Annotated in this window: 22 protein-coding genes; 6 read left to right on the plus strand and 16 right to left on the minus strand. The window is 70.0% G+C overall.

The genetic code is table 11. The features are described 5' to 3' along the window. Positions 1-285: 285 nt before the first annotated feature. Complete coding sequence (locus ACWD2L_RS22685; RefSeq protein ID WP_451190768.1) at positions 286-1,599, plus strand: MFS transporter; 1,314 nt, start codon at positions 286-288, stop codon at positions 1,597-1,599. A 10-nt stretch (positions 1,600-1,609) separates the two neighbouring features. Here the strand turns inward: ACWD2L_RS22685 and ACWD2L_RS22690 are convergent, their stop codons facing one another. Continuing rightward, positions 1,610-2,083 (minus strand): MarR family winged helix-turn-helix transcriptional regulator, encoded by a 474-nt coding sequence (locus ACWD2L_RS22690; protein ID WP_451190770.1) that lies wholly within the window; start codon positions 2,081-2,083, stop codon positions 1,610-1,612. Positions 2,084-2,292: 209 nt separating this feature from the next. Between ACWD2L_RS22690 and ACWD2L_RS22695 the strand changes: the two genes are divergently transcribed. Next, on the plus strand, positions 2,293-2,529 hold the full coding sequence (locus tag ACWD2L_RS22695; RefSeq protein ID WP_451190773.1) for a cupin domain-containing protein: 237 nt from the start codon (positions 2,293-2,295) through the stop codon (positions 2,527-2,529). A gap of 6 nt (positions 2,530-2,535) precedes the next feature. Here the strand turns inward: ACWD2L_RS22695 and ACWD2L_RS22700 are convergent, their stop codons facing one another. The 5 genes from ACWD2L_RS22700 to ACWD2L_RS22720 form a co-directional block, all read right to left on the minus strand. Beyond that, complete coding sequence (locus ACWD2L_RS22700; protein ID WP_451190776.1) at positions 2,536-3,576, minus strand: 2Fe-2S iron-sulfur cluster-binding protein; 1,041 nt, start codon at positions 3,574-3,576, stop codon at positions 2,536-2,538. Beyond that, positions 3,573-4,853, minus strand: coding sequence for an aromatic ring-hydroxylating oxygenase subunit alpha (locus tag ACWD2L_RS22705; RefSeq protein ID WP_451190778.1), 1,281 nt, complete (start codon positions 4,851-4,853; stop codon positions 3,573-3,575). The genes ACWD2L_RS22700 and ACWD2L_RS22705 overlap by 4 nt, the downstream gene beginning before the upstream one ends. A 20-nt stretch (positions 4,854-4,873) precedes the next feature. After that, positions 4,874-6,934: an oxidoreductase gene (locus ACWD2L_RS22710; protein ID WP_451190780.1), complete on the minus strand. Its 2,061-nt coding sequence runs from the start codon at positions 6,932-6,934 to the stop codon at positions 4,874-4,876. A gap of 219 nt (positions 6,935-7,153) precedes the next feature. Then, positions 7,154-7,936: an IclR family transcriptional regulator gene (locus tag ACWD2L_RS22715; protein ID WP_451190782.1), complete on the minus strand. Its 783-nt coding sequence runs from the start codon at positions 7,934-7,936 to the stop codon at positions 7,154-7,156. Between the two features lie 68 nt (positions 7,937-8,004). Then, a complete protein-coding gene (locus ACWD2L_RS22720) occupies positions 8,005-8,808 on the minus strand; it encodes an IclR family transcriptional regulator (RefSeq protein WP_451190784.1) in 804 nt (267 codons plus the stop codon). Between the two features lie 205 nt (positions 8,809-9,013). On the opposite strand from ACWD2L_RS22720, the gene ACWD2L_RS22725 reads away from it, so the two are divergent. The 3 genes from ACWD2L_RS22725 to ACWD2L_RS22735 are packed head-to-tail and all read left to right on the plus strand — an operon-like array spanning position 9,014 to position 12,070. Further along, entirely contained in the window at positions 9,014-10,219 is a 1,206-nt protein-coding gene (locus tag ACWD2L_RS22725) for a quaternary amine ABC transporter ATP-binding protein (RefSeq protein WP_451190786.1), read from the plus strand. Further along, positions 10,203-11,126, plus strand: coding sequence for an ABC transporter permease (locus ACWD2L_RS22730; protein ID WP_451190789.1), 924 nt, complete (start codon positions 10,203-10,205; stop codon positions 11,124-11,126). Before ACWD2L_RS22725 ends, ACWD2L_RS22730 begins: the two co-directional genes overlap by 17 nt. Before the next feature lie 17 nt (positions 11,127-11,143). Next, positions 11,144-12,070: a glycine betaine ABC transporter substrate-binding protein gene (locus tag ACWD2L_RS22735; protein ID WP_451190792.1), complete on the plus strand. Its 927-nt coding sequence runs from the start codon at positions 11,144-11,146 to the stop codon at positions 12,068-12,070. Between the two features lie 90 nt (positions 12,071-12,160). Here ACWD2L_RS22735 and ACWD2L_RS22740 read toward each other — a convergent pair whose 3' ends face one another. The 6 genes from ACWD2L_RS22740 to ACWD2L_RS22765 form a co-directional block, all read right to left on the minus strand. Further along, complete coding sequence (locus tag ACWD2L_RS22740) at positions 12,161-12,970, minus strand: hypothetical protein (RefSeq protein ID WP_451190794.1); 810 nt, start codon at positions 12,968-12,970, stop codon at positions 12,161-12,163. Between the two features lie 112 nt (positions 12,971-13,082). Beyond that, positions 13,083-14,108 (minus strand): MerR family transcriptional regulator, encoded by a 1,026-nt coding sequence (locus ACWD2L_RS22745; RefSeq protein ID WP_451190797.1) that lies wholly within the window; start codon positions 14,106-14,108, stop codon positions 13,083-13,085. Beyond that, positions 14,102-14,779 carry a HEAT repeat domain-containing protein gene (locus tag ACWD2L_RS22750; protein ID WP_451190799.1) on the minus strand — a complete coding sequence of 226 codons (678 nt, stop codon included), beginning with the start codon at positions 14,777-14,779 and terminating at the stop codon, positions 14,102-14,104. Before ACWD2L_RS22750 ends, ACWD2L_RS22745 begins: the two co-directional genes overlap by 7 nt. Before the next feature lie 52 nt (positions 14,780-14,831). Continuing rightward, a complete protein-coding gene (locus tag ACWD2L_RS22755) occupies positions 14,832-15,080 on the minus strand; it encodes a non-oxidative hydroxyarylic acid decarboxylases subunit D (protein WP_451190802.1) in 249 nt (82 codons plus the stop codon). Positions 15,081-15,125: 45 nt separating this feature from the next. After that, positions 15,126-16,553: a non-oxidative hydroxyarylic acid decarboxylases subunit C gene (locus tag ACWD2L_RS22760; RefSeq protein WP_451190804.1), complete on the minus strand. Its 1,428-nt coding sequence runs from the start codon at positions 16,551-16,553 to the stop codon at positions 15,126-15,128. Next, entirely contained in the window at positions 16,543-17,178 is a 636-nt protein-coding gene (locus ACWD2L_RS22765) for a non-oxidative hydroxyarylic acid decarboxylases subunit B (protein ID WP_451190807.1), read from the minus strand. Before ACWD2L_RS22765 ends, ACWD2L_RS22760 begins: the two co-directional genes overlap by 11 nt. Before the next feature lie 140 nt (positions 17,179-17,318). Here ACWD2L_RS22765 and ACWD2L_RS22770 point away from each other — a divergent pair, with 140 nt between their 5' ends. Continuing rightward, positions 17,319-18,143 carry a helix-turn-helix transcriptional regulator gene (locus ACWD2L_RS22770; RefSeq protein WP_451190810.1) on the plus strand — a complete coding sequence of 275 codons (825 nt, stop codon included), beginning with the start codon at positions 17,319-17,321 and terminating at the stop codon, positions 18,141-18,143. 68 nt (positions 18,144-18,211) lie between these two features. Here the strand turns inward: ACWD2L_RS22770 and ACWD2L_RS22775 are convergent, their stop codons facing one another. From ACWD2L_RS22775 to ACWD2L_RS22790, 4 genes are read right to left on the minus strand one after another with little or no spacing between them, the layout of a single operon-like run. Further along, entirely contained in the window at positions 18,212-19,072 is an 861-nt protein-coding gene (locus ACWD2L_RS22775) for a phosphogluconate dehydrogenase C-terminal domain-containing protein (protein ID WP_451190812.1), read from the minus strand. 2 nt (positions 19,073-19,074) lie between these two features. Further along, on the minus strand, positions 19,075-19,884 hold the full coding sequence (locus ACWD2L_RS22780) for a sugar phosphate isomerase/epimerase family protein (RefSeq protein ID WP_451190815.1): 810 nt from the start codon (positions 19,882-19,884) through the stop codon (positions 19,075-19,077). Next, positions 19,884-20,645 carry a triose-phosphate isomerase gene (locus ACWD2L_RS22785; RefSeq protein ID WP_451190817.1) on the minus strand — a complete coding sequence of 254 codons (762 nt, stop codon included), beginning with the start codon at positions 20,643-20,645 and terminating at the stop codon, positions 19,884-19,886. Before ACWD2L_RS22785 ends, ACWD2L_RS22780 begins: the two co-directional genes overlap by 1 nt. Continuing rightward, positions 20,645-21,106 carry a ribose-5-phosphate isomerase gene (locus ACWD2L_RS22790; protein ID WP_451190821.1) on the minus strand — a complete coding sequence of 154 codons (462 nt, stop codon included), beginning with the start codon at positions 21,104-21,106 and terminating at the stop codon, positions 20,645-20,647. The genes ACWD2L_RS22785 and ACWD2L_RS22790 overlap by 1 nt, the downstream gene beginning before the upstream one ends. Between the last annotated feature and the right edge of the window lie 51 nt (positions 21,107-21,157).

The following is a 21,157-nucleotide window of genomic DNA, read 5'->3' on the forward strand; positions in this document are numbered from 1 at the left end:
GCTTCTTCCTGCGCGGCCGCCTGTGCCGCGGTGACGAGGGCGCTCCGCTAGCGGCGGGGCGTTCATCTCACTACTCTTCGGACGTTCTGCCGCTCCGTGAAATGACCGGAGCGGCACGTCGGTGCTGCTCGGAACCCCTTCTGGGTAACGGAGCACTCTGTGTTTTCAGGCATTCTCTTTTCGCGACTTTCGCGACTTTCGCGACTTTCGCGACTTTCGCGACTTTCGCGACTTTCGCGGCGGGACGGTTCGTCCCCGGTGCGTGCGTGGCTGGTGCTGTGCTGCATGGCCATGTTGCAGTTCTTCATCGCGGTCGACGTGACCGTGGTCAATGTCGCCCTGCCCTCGATCGGCGCCGACTTCGACGTCGACGGGCACACACTGACCTGGGTCGTGGTCGGGTACACGATCACCGGCGGCGGTCTGCTGATGCTGGGCGGCCGGCTCGGCGACGTACTGGGCAGGCGCCGCGTCCTCCTGCTCGGCACCGCACTGTTCGGCGCCGCGTCGCTGCTGGCGGGGCTCGCGCCGTCGTTCGCCGTGCTGGTGGCGGCCCGGCTGTTGCAGGGCGCCGGGGAGGCGATCGCGCTTCCCGCGGCGATGGCGGTGATCGTGCTCATGTTTCCCGAGGGGCCGCGCAGGTCACGGGCGTTGAGTGTGTGGGCGGCGGTCGCGAGCTGTGGCCTCGTCCTCGGGTTCGTGGTCTCCGGTGTCGTCACCGAGCTGCTCGGCTGGCGGTGGATCTTCCTGGCGTCCGTACCCTTCATCCTGGTCGTACTCGCGGCGGCGGTGTTCCTCGTTCCGGGCGAACGGCCCGCCGGGCAGGCCCCCTTGGACCTTCCGGGTTCCCTCCTGCTGATCGCGGCGCCGCTGCTGTTCACGCTCGGCGTCGTCGAGGCGGGGGCGGCGGACGGTGGGCGAGCCTGGCTGCCGCCGGTGGCCTTGGCGGGCGCGGTGGTGGCCGGCACCCTGTTCGTCAGGATCGAGCGCCGATCACGCCACCCGCTCGTGCCGCTGCGGTTCTTCCGCAACCGTCCACGCGTCCTGGCCAACACCGCCACCGCACTGCTGAGCGCCGCGCTGTCCACGTCGTTCCTGCTGTTCACCTATTACCTTCAGAACCGATTGGGCGCTGGACCGCTCCAGGCGGGTCTGACGATGCTGCCGCTGGCGGTGTCCCTGATCGCGGCCTCGGTGCTGGTGCCGCGACTGCTCGGGCGCTGGGGCGCGCGGGCGTGTGTGCTGGCGGGGGTCGGGTTCACCGTGCTGGCGATGGCCGCCATCGCGCTGGTCGCCTCGCTCGGGGCGGCCGGTTGGGCGCTGGTCCCGGCCATGGCACTCATCGCGGCCGGGATGGGATTCGGGATCGTCGGCCTGCAGTACGTCGCGGTGTCGGGCGTGACCGAGGACGACGCCGGTATCGCCTCCGGCGTCCAGCGGGCCGCGGACCAGTTGGGCGGTTCCGCCGGTGTCACGCTCTACGTGGGCGTCGGGTTCGCCCCCGCGATGGACACCTTCGACCCGTTCCTGGTGAGCAGCTGCCTGGCCGTCGTCGGGCTCGCGGCGGCCGGGGCCGTCACCGGGCGGCTCACCGACTGACCGAGCGCACTCACCACACCGGACGCAACGGCGGAATCCTGTCCCCCGCCAACGTACGCACGATCGCGGCGAGTTCGGCCCGCGGCACCTCCCGGCCCGACGCACTCAGCCGCTCCGCCAGCTGCGCCTCCAGGTCGTGCAGAATCCCTCCGGCGACGGCGAGGTGCTCCAGAGCCTTGCCGGTCAGTACGACGAGGCTGCGCCGGCCGCCGGCGGGATGCGGCCGGCGCTCCACGTACCCCCGATTCTCCAGGTCGTCGATGATCTGCCCCGCGGCCTGCTTGGTGACTCCGAGCTCCTCTGCGAGCTCGCTACTGGTGGCACCGGAACCGTGCAACACCTGGAACACCATGCCGTGCACGGGGCGGAGGTCGGAGTATCCGGCGGCGTCGACCCGACTCACGAACTCGGTGAGCACCAGCTGAAAGGCCATCCCGAGCAGGAAGGTGAGTTCGGTGCGCTCGAGCGGGTCGGGGGTTTCCATGCCTTCATCTTGACACCTGAATAAAGTGGCTTTACTCGGCGCAAGTAAAGCAACTTTACACAGGGGGCGTCATGAACGTGATCAGTGAAAGTGCGCAGCGGACGACCAAGACCCCCGCTGGTGCGACGTTCGGTCTCGCGGCCCCCAGCCAGGGGAGCACCGAAGTCAGCACCTGACGGGTGGAGTTGGGCGCCGATTCCGCCACGCCGGTGCACATCATCGACCGCGAACAGGTCTGGATGCCGCTGGGCGGCGAGTTCGAGGTGGATGTGGAGGGCGAGGTCGGGCGGGCCGTGGTCGGGCAGGCGGTTGTGTTGCCTGGTGGGGTCGTGCGGCAGGTGAAGGCGGTGGGTGGGCCGGCCCAGGCGCTCGTCGCCATGGTCGTCGGCGGCCGGGCGATGCTGCCCGGCAGCGACGACAGGATCCCCCTTCCCTGGGCCGAGTGATCGCGGTTACGCGTCGATCACCACGTCCTCCCGCGGCGTCGAACAGCACAGCAGGATCTTGTTGTTGGCGATCTCGCGGGGGCGGATGCCACCCGCGTGCCGCATGTCGACCGAGCCGGACAGCAGGGTCGTCTTGCAGGTGCCGCACATGCCCTGCGCGCAGGATGCGGGGAGCGTGATGCCCTCGCGGGCGGCGGCCGCCAGGACGGGTGTCTCGGCGTCGCACTCTATGGTGCGTCCGGTGCGGGCCAGTTGGACCTTGAAGCCGGTGCCGAGTTCGGTAATGGACTCGGACTCCGGTGTCACCGGTGCCTCGAGCGTGAAGCTTTCCTCGTGGTGGTGGGCCATGTCGAAGCCCTCGGCGGTGAGCATCGCGCGTACGGCCGCCATGTAGCCGGCCGGGCCGCAGGTGAACACCTCGCGTTCGGCGAAGTCGGGGGCCACGGCACGCAGCACCTGCGCGTTGAGCTGCTCGCCGTGGTCGTCCAGGACGTGGCGTATCCGGAAGTTGGGGGACGCCGCCGCGATGAAGTCAAGTTCCCGGCGGAAGATGATGTCGTCGAAGGTACGGGCGCTGTGGACGAAGACGACGTCCACGGGGTGGGCCAGGTCGTACAGCGTGCGGGTCATCGACATCAGCGGGGTGACACCACTGCCCGCCGACAGGAACAAGTACTTCGGGGCGGGGTGATGGTTGATGGTGAACCGGCCGAGAGGGCCGCGCGCCCACACCGTGCTGCCGGGTGTCAGGTGGTCGTGCAGCCAGTTGGACACATGCCCGCCGGGGACGCGTTTCACCGTGATGGTGGCGAGGTCGGGGCGGGTGGGCGCCGAGGAGAGGGTGTAGCAGCGCTCGACCGGCTCTCCGTCGATGTCCAGGCAGAGGGTGAGGAACTGGCCGGGGTCGTGGCGGAACAGCCGCGGTTCGGTGGGGGCGAGGACGAAGGTCTTCACGTCCGCCGTCACGTCGTGGACCTGCTGGCACACCAGCAGGCCGTCGGCCCAGGCGGGTGGAAGGCCAACCGCTGTCAGTGTCGCCGTCGTCATGGGCCCTCCATGTGCGCCTTGAGCCGGGTGATGTACCAGGTGACGAAGGACTCGACCTGGGACTCGGTCGGGCTGTACGGGCCCGGTACGTACGCGGGGCTGCTCACGCCCAGTTGGGCGCGGGAGACGAAGACCGCGTCCTGTTCGTTGGTGGCCACCCAGACGCCGGTCAGGGTGTCGAGGTCGTAGTCGATGCCCTCCTCGGCGTCCGCGTGCACGAGCCATGTCGTGCGTACGAGGGTGCGGTCCGCGGCGAGCGGAATGACGGAGAACAGCACCGCGTGGTCCGCCGAGAAGTGGAACCACGCGTTGGGCTGAAGGTGGAGGCCGAGGTGGCCGAGGCGCGCCGTCGGGAAGTCGGCGAGCAGTCGGCGTACGGCGGCCTTGCCGTCGGGGGTGAAGGACTCCCCCGCGAGGTCGAGCGGTTCGCGCTGGATGCGGAAACCCGTGGGGCGCTCGACGAGTTCCTCGATGGTGGCGTAGGGCAGGCCGAGGGACTCGTACGTGGCTCGGGCCTCGGCGTCGGCCTTCTGGAAGCGTTCGAAGGTGGCCCGCATGCCCGGCGGCACCTCGTCCTCGGTGAAGTTGTAGAGCGGGAAGTAGCAGCGCTGGAGTTCGGGGTGGCCCGCGCAGTGGTAGCACTCGCGGTTGTTCTCCATGGTGAGTTTCCAGTTGCCGTGCTCGACAAGGTCGACCTGCTTCGCCACCTTGGCGCGCGCCAGGTTGTGCGGCGCGAGGTAGGGCTCGACGCGGGAGGCGAACTCGTCGAAGTCGGCGGGCGGTTGGGCGGCCAGGGAGAGGAAGACGAGGCCGGCGACCGTGCGGACGTGGACGGAGCGCAGGGCGAAGCACGAGCGGTCGAAGTCGGGCGGCTGCGACTCGGCGTGCAGCAACTGCCCGTCGACGCCGTACGTCCAGTGGTGGTAGCCGCAGACGATGTTGCCGACCGAGCCGCGCTCGTCGTTGAGGATGCGGGCGCCGCGGTGGCGGCACACGTTGTGGAAGGCCCGCACCTCCTCGTCGTCGTCGCGGACGACGATGACGGAGCAGGGGCCGATGGTGACCGTGATGTAGTCGCCGGGTTCGGGGAGTTCGGCCTCAGCGGCAGCGAAGATCCAGCTGCGGGCGAAGACGGCGTCGACGTCGAGGCGGAAGATCGCGTCGCTGACGTAGAAGGGCGCTTCGAGGCTGTGGCCGGGGAAGCGGCGGGCGACGAGATCGGCGGGGGTGGCGTCGCAGGAGGAGGCAGCGGTGTCACTGGGTGCGTGGACAGTCATGGTGTCGCTCCGGGAACTCGTCAGACCGGCAGGCACAGGCGCAGCGCGTCGTATACGGCGGCGTGGATGTTGCGGCTGGTGACCGCGTCACCGATGCGGAACAGCTGGTAGCGGCCGGCCGGGTTGCGGACGACGGTCTGCGGCTCGCGGGCGAGGAGGGCCCGGTGGTCGACCTCGCCGAGGTTGCTGGAGGCGGGCAGCAGGTCGGTGTACAGCTCGTCGTTGGGCAGTGTGCCGTGCTCGACGACGACGTGGTCGACGACGCGTTCGCTCTCGGTGCCGGTGTACTCGCTGAACAGGGTCGCCACCAGTCGGCCGTCGCCGCCGCGGCGCACGGAGCGCAGGCGCCGGGTGAGCGTGACGGTGACGTCGTGCTCGGTGAACGCCCGTAGGTAGGCAGGGGAGTTCATGCTGCCGACGTCGGGGGCGAGGGTCCTTTCCGGTGTCACGTACTCCAGTCGGGCTCCCTTCGTGGCGAGGAGTTCCGCGGCGTCCATGGTCGGGTAGCCGCCGTGGTCGTCGTAGATCAGGACGTCCCTGCCTGCGCGCGGGCGCAGGGAGCCGGACATCACGTCCCAGGTGTCCGCGACGAGCCCCTCCCCCTCGGCGAGGAAGGAGCGGTTGGGGAGGCCGCCGGTGGCGATGACGACGAGGTCGGGGTGTTCGGCGAGCACGTCGGACGCTTCGGCGTACGCACCCAGGCGCAGGTCGACGCCGAGGTGTTTGCACTCGGCGACGCGCCAGTCGACGATGCCGAGGAGGTCGTTGCGGCGGGGGTTCTGTGCGGCGAGCCGAATCTGCCCGCCCGCCTGGTCGCCGGCCTCGAACAGCACGACGCCGTGGCCGCGTTCGGCCAGGACGCGGGCGGCCTCCAGGCCCGCGGGGCCGCCACCGGCGACAACTGCCGTGCGGCGCCGGCCCGTTGTGGCTGGCACGGTGTGCGGGATCTGCAGTTCACGGCCGGTGGCGGGGTTGTGGATGCACTTGGTGTCCCCGGAGTCGTAGATCGCGTCCAGGCAGTAACTCGCCCCGACGCAGGGGCGGATGCGGTCCTCGTCACCAGAGCGGATCTTGGCGACGAGGTGCGGGTCCGCGATCTGTGCGCGCGTCATGCCGACGAGGTCGAGGAGGCCTTCGCGCAGGGCGTGCCGGGCGGTGGCGGGGTCGGCGATGCGGGCCGCGTGCATGACGGGGATGTCGAGTCGGCGGCGTATCTCGCCGGTGAAGTCGAGGAAGGGGCCGAGCGGGGTGCCCATCGAGGGGATCGCCCTCGACAGGGAGGCGTCGGATTCGATGGTGCCGTGGATGGCGCTGATGAAGTCGATGCCGTCGGCGCTGAACTGCTCGGCCGCGGCGAGCCCTTCGTCGAAGGTGAGGCCGTCGGGGCGGGCTTCGTCCAGGGCCATGCGGATGCCGACGACGAACTCGGGCCCGACTGCCTCGCGCACCGCGTGGATCACCCGGCGGGGGAACGCCATCCGGTGTTCCAGGTCGCCGCCGTACGCGTCGTCGCGGTGGTTGGTGGCCGGGGAGAGGAAGCCGTCGAGGAAGTGGCCGTAGGACTGCAACTCGATGCCGTCCAGGCCGCCTTGCTCGCAGCGCACCGCCGCCGCGGCGTAGTCGGCGACGATCCGGTCCAGGTCCCAGGGCTCTGCGGCCTTGGGGAACGCGCGGTGCGCGGGCTCGCGCAGCGGGGACGCGGCGACCACCGGCAGCCAGTCCCCCGTGTAGTTGCTGGTCCGGCGCCCGAGGTGGGTGACCTGGCACATGACGGCCGCGCCCGCCGCGTGCACGTCGTCGGCGAGCAGGCGCAGCCAGGGCACGATCTCGTCGCGGTAGAGCAGCAGGTTACCGAACGAGGGCGGGCTGTCGGGTGAGACGACGGCGGAGCCGCCGATCATCGTCAGGCCGACGCCGCCGCGGGCCTTCTCCAAGTGGTAGGCGCGGTAACGGTCCTTGGGCAGTCCGTCCTCCCCGAAGGCGGGCTCGTGGGACGTGCTGACCACTCGGTTGCGCAGGGTGAGGTGCTTCAGCCGGAAGGACTGGAGCAGGGGATCCAGGTTCGTGTTCGGTGCGCGCACGACAGCTCCAAGGGAGGCAGGGAAGCTCTGTGGCCCGGACGGGGATGTGGTGGCGGGGGCAACGGGGATGGCGGCCGTGACGACGACGTCGCCACGTTCCCGTTTCGCGATACGAAACAACGACGCGATGCGAGACAAATGTGCGGCGCGCGAGACCGCGTCGTCAACCCCTACCGATGCGTAATCGTCGCGCCGTCGACCGGGCGGTCGACCCTGCCGTCAGCCGCGCCGGATGTACCCCTTGCGCCACGAGATCTTTTCGCCGGCCGCGACCAGCTGTTCGGCGAGCCCGGAGATCGTGTGGTCGTTGATCCGGAACGTCGGCCCCGAGACGGTCACGGTGGCGATGACCTCGCCGTTCAGTGACCTGATGGGGGCGGACAGCGAGGCGAGTCCGATCTCCAGCTCCTCGCTGATGACGCCGTAGCCAAGTTCGCGGACCCCCTGCAGCTGCTCCTTGAGGAGCGCCGGGTCCGTGATGGTGTGTGGCGTGTACTCCTCCAGCGACTGCTCGAGGACCTCGGCGGCCTCCGGCTGCGGCATGTGCGCCAGGAAGACCTTGCCCGCCGACGTGGCGTGCAGTGGCGTGCGCTTGCCGACCCAGTCGATGCTGGTGATGGCCGCGTTGCCGAGCACCTGGTCGATGCTGATGACGGCCTCGCCGTCGTAGACCGCCACGTTCACCGTCTCGCCGACGGCGGCGGCGAGCTCCTGGCAGACCGGCCGGCTCAACAGCGACAGGTCGTTGCCCTTGGTCGCCCCGCCCGCGAGTTCGACCACGGTGTAGCCGATGCGGTAGCTGCCGCGCTCGCTGTCCTGCTCGACGAGGCCGCGCGACTCCAGCGTGGCGAGCAGTCGGTACACGGTCGACTTGTGGATGTCCAGGGCGTCGGCGATCTCCGTGACGCCGGACGGCCCCTGCACGGCCAGCACTTGGAGGATCGACACCGCCCGGTCCACCGACTGCACCGACGTGTCCCGCGCGCGACCTTTGCTGCTCATACGGGGAGCCTATCCAGGAAGTGCCTGCGCACACCGGTGGCCATCGCCGCCGGAGGGCCCCGCCGGCCTCAGCCCCGCTTGACCTGCCCCCGCCGCCAGGAGATCCGCGCGGCGGCCGCGAGCAGCAGGCCGGCCAGGGCGGGTGCGGTGTCCTCGCGGATGCGGAAGGCGGGGCCCGCGAGGGTCACGGCGGCGACGACCGTGTCGTCCAGGGCGCGGACGGGCGCCGCGAGGGAGACGAGGCCGATCTCGTACTCCTCGAACGAGACGGCGTACCCGCGCTCGCGCACCGCGGCGAGGTCCTTCGCGAGGCGCTCCTGGCGGGTGATGGTGCGGGGCGTGTACCGCTCCAGGCGCCTGCCCCGGGGCAGCTCCGCGGGCAGCCGCCCGTGCCGGTCGGGGGCGGCGTGGGCGAGGAAGATCTTACCCGCGGCGCTGGCGTGCAGCGGGCAGCGCCTGCCGACCCAGTCGACGCTGGTGATCGACGCCTCGCCCGCCACCTGGCCCACGGTGACCACGTCGCGGCCCTCGCGGACGGAGACGCTCACCGTGTCGCCCGCGGCCTCCGCCAACTCCTGGCAGACGGGGCGGCTGAGCAGGAACAGATCGGTGTTCTTCGCGGCGGCCGCGGCGAGTTCGGTGAGCGGGTGGCCGATGCGGTAGCGGCCCCGGCCCGCGCCCTGTTCGACAAGGCCGCGCGCCTCCAACGTGGCGAGCAGCCGGAACACGGTCGTCTTGTGGACGCCGAGCTGCCCGGCGATCTCGGTGACGCCGCACGGCCCGCGCACGGCCAGGATCTGCAGGACCGACACCGCACGATCGACGGACTGGACCGCACGGTCGCGCGCTCGCCCACGGCTGCCGGTCGTCACCACAGCACCCTCCAGCTGTCCGCCTCGGCGCGCCCCAACTTGCCGCCCGTAGACGTTAATTCGCGGTTGCCCGGATGCAAGAGCCTTGACGCGCCGTCACGATCAACGGCATCGTCACACCGTACTGCACAATTGTTGCGCATTGCGAAACACCAGCCCGGACTTGTTCCAACCGCCCCGCGCGGACCCCTGGAGGTGGGGCACGGTGATCGAAGCAGCACGGCTGAACAAAATTTTTGAAACCGCCGACAACACGGTGCATGCGGTGCGCGACGTCTCCTTCACCGTCGAACCCGGCGAACTCTTCGTCGTCATGGGCCTGTCCGGGTCCGGGAAGTCGACCCTCCTGCGGATGCTCAACCGTCTCGTCGAGCCGACGTCCGGTGAACTGAGCGTCGACGGACGGGACTTGCTGGCGATGGACCACGCGAACCTGCGCGCGTTGCGCAATCGCAAGGTCAACATGATCTTCCAGCACTTCGCCCTCTTCCCGCACCGCACGGTCCGCGAGAACGCCTCGTACGGCATCCGACTGCGCGGCGGCACCGCCGCCGAGCGACAGGAGCGCTCCGACTGGGCGCTGCGCACCGTCGGTCTCGCCGACTGGGCCGACGCCTACCCCAGCGCACTGTCCGGCGGGATGCGCCAACGCGTAGGCCTGGCACGGGCGTTGGCCACCGATGCCGAAATCATGCTCATGGACGAGCCGTTCAGCGCGCTCGACCCACTCATCCGCCGGGACATGCAGGACCTGCTACTCGGCCTGCAACGCGATCTGCGCCGCACCATCGTCTTCGTCACCCACGACCTCAACGAGGCGATGCGGCTCGGTGACCGGATCATGGTCATGCGGGACGGCGGCGTCGTGCAGCTCGGCACCGCGACCGACATCCTCGACTCCCCCGCCGACGCCTACGTACGCGACTTCGTCTCCGACGTCGACCGCTCCCGCGTCCTGACCGCCCGCTCCGTCATGCGCGAGCCCCTGACAACGGCCGGCCTCGACGACGACCCGAGTGACGTCCTGCGTTCCCTGGCGGACATCGAGGCACGCGCCGTCTACGTCCTCGACGCCGAAGGACTCGTCGTTGGCGTCGCCCATGACGAGGACATCGCACGGGCCGCCGAGGCGGGACACGCCGCCCTGCGCGACAGCCCGGAGACGCTGAGCGACGCCTACGGGCGGGCGGGACCCGACACGCTGCTCGTGGACCTGTTCGCGGCGGCCGGGCGGTACTCCGTGCCACTGGCCGTGACGGACGACGACGGACGACTGCTCGGCGTGGTGACCCGCGCGGCGCTGCTCACCGCACTCTCCGCCCCCAAGGCCACCAACTCCTCTGACGCGGAAGGCACTTCCGAATACTCGGGCAGCTCACAGGAGGAGGTGGCCGATGCTGTTCAGCGTTGATCTCGGCACTCCGGTCAACAAGGCCGTCGACTGGCTGACCGAGAATCTCAGCGGCCTCTTCGACGCCATCGGCACCGTGATGACGGAACTGGTCAACGGGGTCCTCTACGTGCTGACCGCGCCTCACATGGTGGTCATCATCGCGGTGTTCACCGTCCTCGCGTTCCTCGCCCGCGGCTGGTTCTTCGCCCTCTACACCGTGGCCGCGTTCCTCCTCATCCAGGGCATGGGCCTGTGGACCCCGGCGATGCAGACGCTCGCCGTCGTGGTGGTCGCCTCGGCCTTCGCCGTGGTCATCGGCGTGCCTATCGGCATCTGGGCCGCCCGTACTGCCCTGGCCAGTACCCTGGTCCGGCCCGTCCTCGACTTCCTGCAGACGCTGCCGGTCTTCGTCTACCTCATCCCGGCCGTCTTCTTCTTCGGCATCGGTCTCGTCCCCGGCGTCGTCGCCACCATCGCCTTCGCCGTCTCGCCGGCCGTGCGCCTCACCGAACTGGGCATCCGGCAGGTCGATCCGGAGGTCGTGGAGGCCGCGCACGCCTTCGGGGCGAAAGACGGCCAGATCCTGCGCGGTGTCCAACTCCCCCTGGCCCTGCCCTCGATCATGGCCGGCATCAACCAGGTCATCATGCTCGCCCTCTCCATGGTCGTCATCGCCGGAATGGTCGGCGCCGACGGTCTGGGGACCATCGTGGTGCGCGGCATCAGCCAGCTCGACGTCGGGACCGGCTTCCAGGGCGGCCTCGCCGTCGTGTTCCTCGCCATCTTCCTCGACCGCGTCACCAGCGCCCTCGCCACACCCCGGATACGCCGCCGGCCAGGGCGCGGGCGCACCGGCACGACCCGGGAGGCCGACACGGAGAAGTCGTCCTCTCCCGCCTCGTCCACCACTCCGGTTTCCGCGTGAAGACAGGAGCTCCAGCCATGATCCGCAACCGACGCCGCCGCACCACCTACCTTTTCGGCTGCACCGCCGCCGCGCTCACCCTGCTCGCCACCGCGTGCAGCGGAAACACCTCGAAGGTCGAGGGAGGCTCCGACGACGACAGCGGCGGCAGCGGCTCGAAGACGGTCAAGCTGGCCTACGTCGCCGGGTGGGACGAAGGAGTCTCCGCGACCTTCCTGTGGAAGCAGATCCTGGAGGACAAGGGGTACAAGGTCGACGTCCGTGACCTGGACATCGCCAGCACCTACACCGGCATCGCCAACAAGCAGGCCGACGTCTACCTCGACGCCTGGCTGCCGGTCACCCACGAGACCTACTGGAAGAAGCTCGGCCCCAAGATGGAGAAGCTCGGCACCTGGTACGAGCCGGCCGACCTCAACCTGACCGTCCCCAAGTACGTCAAGGACGTCAACACCATCGACGACCTCAAGGGGAAGGCCGACGAGTTCGGCGGAAAGATCGTCGGCATCGAGGCGGGCTCAGGACTGATGCGCCTGACCCGCTCCCCCGTACTGCCGGACTACGGCCTCAAGAGCGAGTACGAGCTCTCCGAGTCCAGCACACCGGCGATGCTCTCCGCCCTGAAGAAGGCGGTCAACAACAAGAAGCCCATCGTCGTCACGCTCTGGCGGCCACACTGGGCCTACACCTCGATGCCACTGAAGGTCCTCAAGGACACCAAGGGGGCCTACGGCAAGCCCGACAAGGTCCAGATCGTCGCCTCCAAGGGTTACTCCAAGTCCAACCCCGAGGTCGCCGGCTGGCTGAAGAACTTCCACCTCACGAGCAGCCAGCTCGGCAGCCTCGAACTCCTCCTCCAGAAGAAGGGCACCGGGCACGAGCAGGAAGCGGCGAAGGAGTGGATGACGGACAACAAGCAGCTGGTGGACAGCTGGCTGAAGTGACCACCTGACCGGCGTGTGGTCACCCGCTCCCCGCCGGGGTGACCACGCCCGGAGGTCCAGGGCCTGTCGTCCTGACCCAAACGACAGACCCTAGGCGTCTCCCGACCGCTTCGAGCCTGCGATCTCCACATGGCCGATACCCGCCCGCACAACCCACTGGGCCTCCTCCGCGGACAGTGTCCAGGGACTGCCCAGGAGAATCCTGTTGCTCTCCGCGGCGTCCGCCAATACACCTGGCGGTGCGGGCAGTTCGCGGTACCACTTTCCGTCGGCACCCCAGTGTGGATGGCCAGGGTTCCCCAACGCGTCCTGGAAGGCGCCGACCCGGCGAGGCCAGTCCGGGTGCCCCCACCAGCGCCCGCACGCACCCGCGCCGTGCGCGGCCGCACGGAGGAAGGCGTACGCCACCCCGCGCTCCTCCGCGCCGGCGAGGAACCCGCTCAGGGCGCTATCGGCGCAGTCCTCGTACTCGGCGAGATCGCCACCGCAGGCCCCGGCGAGCTCTCCGAGCGTCATGCCCGTCGGCAGCATTCGCTCGGGCCGCACGAGCCAGAGGTAGAGCCGCTCCACCAGCGGCAACAGATCCTCGGGGTGGACACTGGCCAGTGCGTCGGTACGGGTCCCGCCCTCCGCACCGAGCTCGCACTCCCGCATCCAGCCGAGCAGCCGCTGCCGCACGCCCCGGCTGGTCGCCGCATTGATCCGGAGCATGTCGCCGTCGGTCAACGGACCGCTGCCCGCATGCCAGTCCTCCACGCACGTATTGCGCCACGCGCTGTTCGTGAGTCCCAGCGCCGCAAGCGTGATGACTCCCCCGAGGCCATCCGGATCGGTGCCGCCGTAGCGGGCGAGCACCTCCCTGATCGCTGTGAGTTCCTGCTCCAGCGTGAACTCCGGCATCTTCCGAACCATGTCGCCGCCCCCGTCCATGACTGCTGCGGGAGCATCCGCTCCCTCACCTCATGCCTTCACGGTAGAGGCGACCACTGACAACGCCCGTAACGCGTCGCCGTCACTGCGACTCGCGCAGCCGGAGGAGATGGGCGGCGGTCAGCGCAACCGCACGGTCGTGGTCGTCCGAGAGGTCGACGAGCGCGTGCGACACCGTCGTCCCTGGGATGTCCGCCAGCGCCTGGGTGAGCCGCCCGCGGGCCGGCGCCTCGGTGGCAGGGCGGGCGAGGCGGTCGATGAGCCCGGTCGCGATCCGCTCGGTCAAGGCGGTCGTGTCCGCCGACGCGGCATCGCTCGCCAGCACGCTCAGCGCGTCCGCCGCGTCGGTGTCGTTTCTGCCTGCCACGATCATCTCGATGAGCTCCGGGACCGCTTCGGCCGCGCCACGGTTGCCGAGGGCCACGGCGGCCCGGCCCCGGATCACGGCGTCAGGGCTCGTGAGGGCACGGCGCAGTTGCGTGGTGGCCGCGTCGCCGGGCAGTTCGGCGAGGCACTGAGCGGCACGTTCCCGTACGGCGGCCACCGGTGAGTCGAGCGCCTCCGTCAGCAGCGGCAGGCTGTCGGCGCCGCCCGAGCGGACCAGGGCCCAGCGCAGGGCTCCGGCGACGTTCGTGTCCGTCTCGCTCAGCACCGCCTCGACCAGGGCCTCCACGGGCATCGCGTCCTGGCCGCCGGAGGAAAGGGCCGCGCGCTGGCGTGCGTCGACATTCTTCGAGCTCAACGCCTGGAGCAGCGCGACGACTTGGAGGACCTCGTCCCAGTCGCCGGGCTCCGCGGCGTCGATCCGGTTGAGGCGCGTGAGCAACTCGGTCTCGGCCGCGATGCGTTCACGCGTCTGCCGGATGATGTCGCCGACGAGCGCCGCGGGCGTGAAGTCCGGTTCGTCGAGCGCGCGGCCGATCTCGCGCAACGAGAGCCCCAGTGACCGCAGGCTCTCGATGTGGAAGATCCGCCGGATGTCGTCGCCCGAGTACTCCCGGTATCCGGAGCCCGTGCGTTCCGAGGGCCGCACCAGGCCCAGCGTCTCGTAATGCCGGAGCATGCGGGCACTGACCCCGGACCTCCGCGCCACCTCACCGATCAACACACTTCATCGTCCACCACGGGAGCCCCGCCGAGTGCCACGACGCGCTTCGCCTCCTCGATCGCGAAGCCGAACCCGGTGTCCGGGTCGCGCAGCACCTGCTGCGTGGCGAGCGCGTGAGCGCGCACCTCCGGGTCGGAGGAGGCCGCCGCGGTGCGCAGTGCGGGCGTCACCACGTCGCCGAGGTCCACCAGGGCGCGGCCCAGGCTGAGTTGCGTCTCCCGTCCGCCCCGGCCGAGCTGCGTCGCGAGTACGGCGGCGAGGGACTCCTGCTCCTCGTCGGGCACGAGCACCACGGCGGCCCGCCAGGCGCTGCGCGCCACGTCGTCGTCGGCGTCCGTCAGCAGCTCCCGCGTGATCACCGGCCAGGCGCTCCGGTCGCCGATCTTGGAGAGCGTGTGCAGCGCCTGGCTCCGCGCCTGCGCGGGACCCGACCGCACCTCGCGCAGCAGCGCGGGGAGCGTCAGGGCCACGGGGTGGCGGGTGAGCGCCCAGGTCAGCATGTCCCGGACGTAGAACTCCGGCTCGACGGCGCACCGTTCGACGAGCTTGCCGACGAACCCCGGGTCGGGCGCCGAGCCCACCGCCATCGCGGCCCGCAGCCGCACCGACGCCTCGCGGTCCTCCAGCCCTCGCAGTGCGCGCGAGGTCTCCGTGTCCTGTCCAGTGATCATGGTCGAGACCACCTCCTCGACCAGCAGTGAAGACCTTGTCACCGTGTCAAGGTCAAACGCGCAGTGGCGGCACCGCCGGAACCTCGATCGCGTTCTCGATGTCGGCGTCCGTCATCCTGAAGGCCGCAGGGTAGGCGTCGCGGCGGATGCGGCGGGCAGGTTCGCTCGTGCGCCAGGTGTAGAGGCAGCGGGTGCACTGGAGCACGTCCCACACCCCGGGGACGGGGGACGTGGCGAGACGGGTGATGGTGTCGGCGGGGCAGCGCGGGCACTCGGCGCCGTCAACCAGCTTGCTGTTCATGGGTGTTGGCCTTTCTGGGCGGGTACGACACGGGTGCGACGGGGGTCAGTGGCGGGCCGCGATCAGGTTCTGGAGGCGCTTCGCCCACTCGGCCGTCTCTGGCAGGTCCTTGGCCGGTGTGGAGAAGTTGCCGCGGACGTCGGGTGCCACCGGGGTCGTCGCGTCGATGATCATCTTGCTGGTGATGCCTGCGGGGTGGGCGGCGGGCGCGAGTTCGAGGACCGACAGGTTCGGGATGACGACGACGTCGTCCTTCGGGTTGACCTTCGCCGACATCGACCACATGACCTGCGGCAGGTTGAAGGGGTCCACGTCCTCGTCGACGACGATCACCTGGGCCACGTATCCGAGCCCGTGCGGTGTCGTCATCGCGCGCATGCCGACGGCCTTGGCGAACCCGCCGTACCGCTTCTTCGTCGAGATGATCACCATCAGGCCGTGGGTGTACATGGCGTTGACGGCCTGCACCTCGGGGAATTCCGCGCGCAGTTGCTTGAGCAGCGGGACACACGTGTTGGGCCCGACGAGGTAGTCGCACTCGGTCCACGGCATGCCGATGTAGAGGGACTCGAAGACCGGGTTCGTACGGTACGAGACGCGGTCGACGCGGATGACGGGCATCCGGCGGCCACCCGAGTAGTGCCCGGTGAACTCCCCGAAGGGGCCCTCGATCTGGCGCTTGCGCGACTCGATGACACCTTCGATGACGACCTCGCTGCCCCACGGCACATCGAAGCCGGTGAGCGGCGCGGTGGCGATCGGGGCGGGCGCGCCGCGCAGCGCACCGGCCATCTCGTACTCGCTCTGGTCGTACGCCATCGGCATGCCGGCGACGATCGCCATAACCGGGTCGTTGCCGAGGGTGATGGCGATGGGCAGGTCCTCGCCGAGCTCCTCGGCCTTGCGCAGGTGCTGGGCGACGTCGTGCATCGGGACGGGCTGGAAGGCGAGGCGGTTCACGCCGATGACCTCGATGCGGTACGTGCCGACGTTCTGCTTGCCGAAGTTCTCCGGGTCCTCGGGGTCGCGGGAGACGACGGCGGCCTTGTCGAGGTAGAAGCCGCCGTCACCGTCGTTGAGACGGAAGAGCGGCAGGACGGAGAACAGGTCGACGCCCTCGCCCTCCTGGGTGTTCTCGCGCCAGGGCGCGTCCTCGCGGCGTTCGGGGGCGACGGGGAAGGCGTCCCAGCGGCGCGCGAACTCCTCGACCTGCTCCTTGACCGGCGTGTTCCTCGGCAGTCCGAGGGCGAGGGCGTGGTTGGCCCAGGAGCCGTGCACGTTCAGCGCGATCCGGGCGTCGGTGAAGCCCTTGACGTTGTCGAACCAGAGGGCGGGGGCGTTCTCCCCGATGCGGCCCGTCGCGTTGGCGGCGGCCGCGAGATCGGGCTCGGGCAGCACCTCGTCGGCGATGCGCAGCAGTTGGCCCTCCTTCTCCAGGGTGCCGAGGAAGCTGCGCAGATCGTCATAGGGCATGGGTAACTCCTGTGTTCTGTACGGAGGTTGCGGAGTCGGTCGCGGCGCGGGCGGTGCGGGCGGCACGCATGCCCGCCCAGCGTTCGGCGGCCGGGGCGGGCAGGTCGAACTGGTCGAGGACCCGGGCGACGATGTGATCGACGATGTCGTCGATGGTCCGCGGGTTGTTGTAGAAGGCCGGCATGGGCGGCACCAACTGGACGCCCATCCGGGCGAGTTCGAGCATGTTCCGCAGATGGATCTCGCTCAGTGGTGTCTCGCGCGGGACGAGGACGAGTTTGCGCCGCTCCTTGAGGACGACGTCCGCGGCGCGCGCCACGAGCCCTTCCGCGTATCCGGCGCTGATCCCCGCGAGCGTCTTCATCGAGCACGGCACGATGACCATGCCGTCGGTGCGGAACGAGCCGGAGGAGATGGTGGCACCCTGGTCGTCGGGGTGGTGTGTCACATCGGCGAGCGCCGACACCTGCGCCACCGACAGGCCGGTCTCCAGCTCGATGGTGGTGCGCGCCCAGCGGGAGAGCACCAGATGTGTCTCGACGTCCGGCAGCTCGCGCAGACACTCCAGCAGGCGGACACCGAACGGAGCTCCCGTCGCCCCGGTCATTCCCACGACCAATCGCACAGGACACTCCTCACACGTCACTGACCTGTGCTTTCACGCTAGGCGGCGGTGAGGGGGCGGCAGCGGTACGCTCGGGACTCACGATGGGGAAAATCAGACATGTGCGCCCTGACGTCAGGGATCTCGAGTACACACCGAACGTGGGATCGCCGACCGGCGTGGAGGTCGAGGAGCTGGCCGACCTCCATGACCGCTCGCTGCGCCACGGCAACGATCCGTACGCGCCGCTGCGCCCCGCCTTCCACCAGTTGATCGGCGCCCGCGAGCGTCCGTTGCAGGTGGCGGTGGACTTCGTCGAGTACGAGCTGCGGCCGGGTTCCTGGCTGTGGATCCGCCCCGGCCAGGTGCAGCGCTTCGGCCCCGGCCTGCGGGGCGCGGACGGCGTGGACGTGGTCTTCAAGCCCGGCTTCCTGCCGCCCGCGATCGTCTCCGCCGCACACATGGACCCGCCGTACGAGCAGCGGCCGCTGACACCGGGCGGCGCGGACGCGGAGGGGGTGCGGCGAGCCCTGGAGCATCTCACCTACGAATACGGGGCGATGGCCTCGCTGCCGTTGGGCTCGCACGTCGAGGTGCTGCGCGGCCTGCTGTCCGTGCTGGTGATCCGCCTCGCGGCGGTGCGCGCCCCGGCGCCGGGCCCGGCCGCCGCGTCCGGCACCTTCCACCGTTTCCACGCCGCCGTGGAACGCGACCACGCGGTGACCCGCCGGGTCGAGGACTACGCGGCGGCGCTCGGCTACAGCCCCCGCACGCTGACCCGCGCGACGCTCGCCGCGTCGGGCCGCACCGCGAAGCAGTACGTCGACGACCGGGTCCTCTTGGAGGCCAAGCGCCTCCTGTGGCACAGCGGCCTCCCGTCCAAGGAGGTGGCGTCCCGGCTCAGCTTCGACGACCCCAGCGACTTCACGAAGTTCTTCCGCCTGCGCACGGGGATGACACCGGGGGCGTTCCGGGCGAGGCCGTGAGCGCGCAGCACGAAGCCGGGTGACCCGTCCTGCGTGGACGGGTCACCCGGCACCCAAGCGGAGACGGCTCAGCGCTTGATCTCCTTGATCCTCAGCATCTTGGTGATGACCTTGTCGAGCTCGCCGTCGTCGAAGACCTTCTTCCAGTCGTCCTTGACGATGGAGTCACGGCCGTAGTCCATGGCGATCAGGCAGGCGTCGGAGAACGGGTTGTCGCCCTTGAGGGTGTTGGCGAGGGCGACCTGGGTGTGACCCAGCAGCATGGCGCGGGCGGCCTTCTCCGGGACGCCGACGGTGTGCACGGTCTCGTGCAGCGCCTCGTTGAGCAGGGCGCCGACCATGCAGGCGATGGTCTCGACGAGGGTCGGCTCCAGGACGGCGAGCTGCTTGACGGTGACCCAGTGGACATCGACGACCGGCGCGTACATGACGCGGATGACGGACCCGGCGAGCTCCTGCTTGGCCTCGTCGCCGCCCTCGTACGCGGCGACGACCTCCTGCGGGGCCGCGATGCCACCGAAGGTGTCGTCGACCTCGGCCTGCGTCTTGCGCTGCAGGAACACCGACGGGTGGCAGGGGTGGGCGCAGACGTAGTGCACGTCGGCGCGGGGGTGCAGCAGGCCCGCGTACGCGGCCGCCGGGTCGAGGGTGAGGACGACGGCGCCCGGCTTGAGGAGCGGGACGAGCTGCTCGGAGACCTTGCCGAGGACGATGTCCGGCACGGCCAGGATCAGCACGTCGGCCGCCTGGGCGGCGGCCTCGGAGTCGGTCAGCTCACGGCCGAGCGAGCGGATCAGCTCTTGACCCTTGGGGGAATTCTCGGAGAAGAGGACGGTGAAGTCGCTCTTGACCAGGTTGTTGGAGACACGCTGGCCCATCTTGCCGGCGGCCCCGATGACGGCAACGGTGGTGTTGTTCTCGGCGGCCATGTTCATTCGCCCTTCAGGAGTGTGCTGATGCTGTGCTTGGTCCACTGGTGTTCGAGCTCGGCGGTGACATCGAAGCCACCCTCCTGCCACGGGAGCCAGTGCTCCACGATCTGGTTGACCGACGCGGGGTCCGGGGCGTGGTCCCGGACGGCGGCGATCATGGCGGTGTAGGCGAGCAGGCCGGTGCCGAGCGGCGCTCCGGCGTAGGTGAAGCCGACCCAGCCGCCCCTGCGGCTGAACGCGAAGTCCTTGACGTGCACGTTCACGACGTAGGGCGCGGTCAACTCGACGACCTGGGACGGGTGTTCCAGGCGGGCCACGCAGTTGCCCGGGTCGAGGACGATGCCGAGGCGGGGGTTGTCGACGGTGCGGACGACGTCGACGAGGTCGGCGGTGGCGACCTGCTCGTACGTCTCCAGGCCGAGCGTGACGCCCTGCTCCTCGTACAGGCCGATGGCCTGCTTGAGGAGGTCCATGGACTCGGCGACGCCGGGCTTGTGCTCAGTGGTGTGCAGCATGGAGCGGACGAAGGTCACGCCGAGCCTATCCGCGATGCGGAGGTAGCGCTCCAGGTGGTCAGGGGCGATGCCGCGGGTGCCGAGTTCGAGGGTGACGCCGAGGTCGGCGGCGGCCGTCCGCAGCTCGGCGAGCTGTGTGTCGTCGTAGGACTCGATGGGCGCGTAGTCGCAGATCTGGAAGACCTGGCCGCCGAGCCGGTGGATGTCCCGGAGCATGTCCAGGGCCGTCATCGGCTGCGGCGCGCGCGACGAGATGCGCCAGAAGTACGCGTAGGTGCTGATGCCGTACGCCATTACGCCACCGCCTCACGTGCGTCGATCTCGTCGAGGATGTGGCCGACGGCCTCCGGGTCGTGGGCGAAGCGGCCGAGGAAGAGGCCGCCGACGGCGCCGCCGAGGCGGGTGAGCAGGCCGGGGCCCGCGCTGCCGCCGTAGATCACGGTGGAACCGGTGTGCTGGGGGCGGGAGTTCAGCCACTCCCCCAGCGCCGCGCACACCGTGGTGATGTGCTCGGGCGAGGCCGGCTCGGGCGCGCCGATGGCCCACTGCGGCTCGTAGGCGAGGACGACCGGGCCCTGAAGGCCGTACAGCAGGCGGGCGGCCTCGGCGACGGTGCGGCGCGCGGCCTCCTCGGGCTCCACGGGGTCGAGCTCGCCGACACACAGGACCGGGGTCAGCCCGTTGCGCAGCGCGGCCGCGGTCTTCGCGGCGACGACCGTGTCGCCCTCCCCGTACAGGCGGCGGCGCTCGGCGTGGCCGACCTCGGCGTACCGGCAGCCGATCTCCTTGAGGTACGGGCCCGACACCTCGCCGGTGTAGGCGCCCCCGTCCTCCGTGGCGATGTCCTGTGCGCCGACGTCGACCGCGCCGCGTGCGAGGATTCCGGTCACCGGCACGATCGCCGGGAAGGCGGGCAGCACGAACAGGCGCGCCTTGCCGCTGGTGACGGCGGGGTGCTGGTCGGCCAACTGCACGATGCGGCGGGACCAGTTGAGGGTGTCGTGGTGGCCGAAGTACATCTTCAGGCTCACACCGAGCAGGACGGGGGCGTTCATCAGGCGGCCTCGTAGTCGCTCATCAGCTGGACCTTCGCCGCGGACGCGGAGGTCTCGTCGAAGCGGTAGGTGAGCCACTCGGCGGCGAGGCGGCGGGCCAGTTCGATGCCGACGACGCGCTGGCCGAAGGTGAGTACCTGGGCGTTGTTGGAGAGGATCGCGCGCTCGACGGAGAAGGAGTCGTGCGCGGTGACGGCGCGAACACCCTTGACCTTGTTGGCGGCGATGGCGACACCAAGGCCGGTGCCGCACACGAGGAGGGCCCGGTCGGCCCCGCCGCGGGCCACCATCTCGGCGGCGGCGATGGCGACCTTCGGGTAGGCGGTGTGTCCGTCGGCGTCCACGCCCACGTCGGTGACGGAGGCGACCAGGTCGCTCGCCTGAAGGTCCTGCTTCAGGGCCTCCTTGTACTGGAATCCGGCGTCGTCGCAGCCGACGACGATCCGCAGCTTGTCACTCATGTCGCTTTTCCTTAGAAGGAGTTGCTGGAAAAAGGTGTTGCCGGACAGGGT

The organism is Streptomyces sp. NPDC002754 (assembly GCF_053592315.1).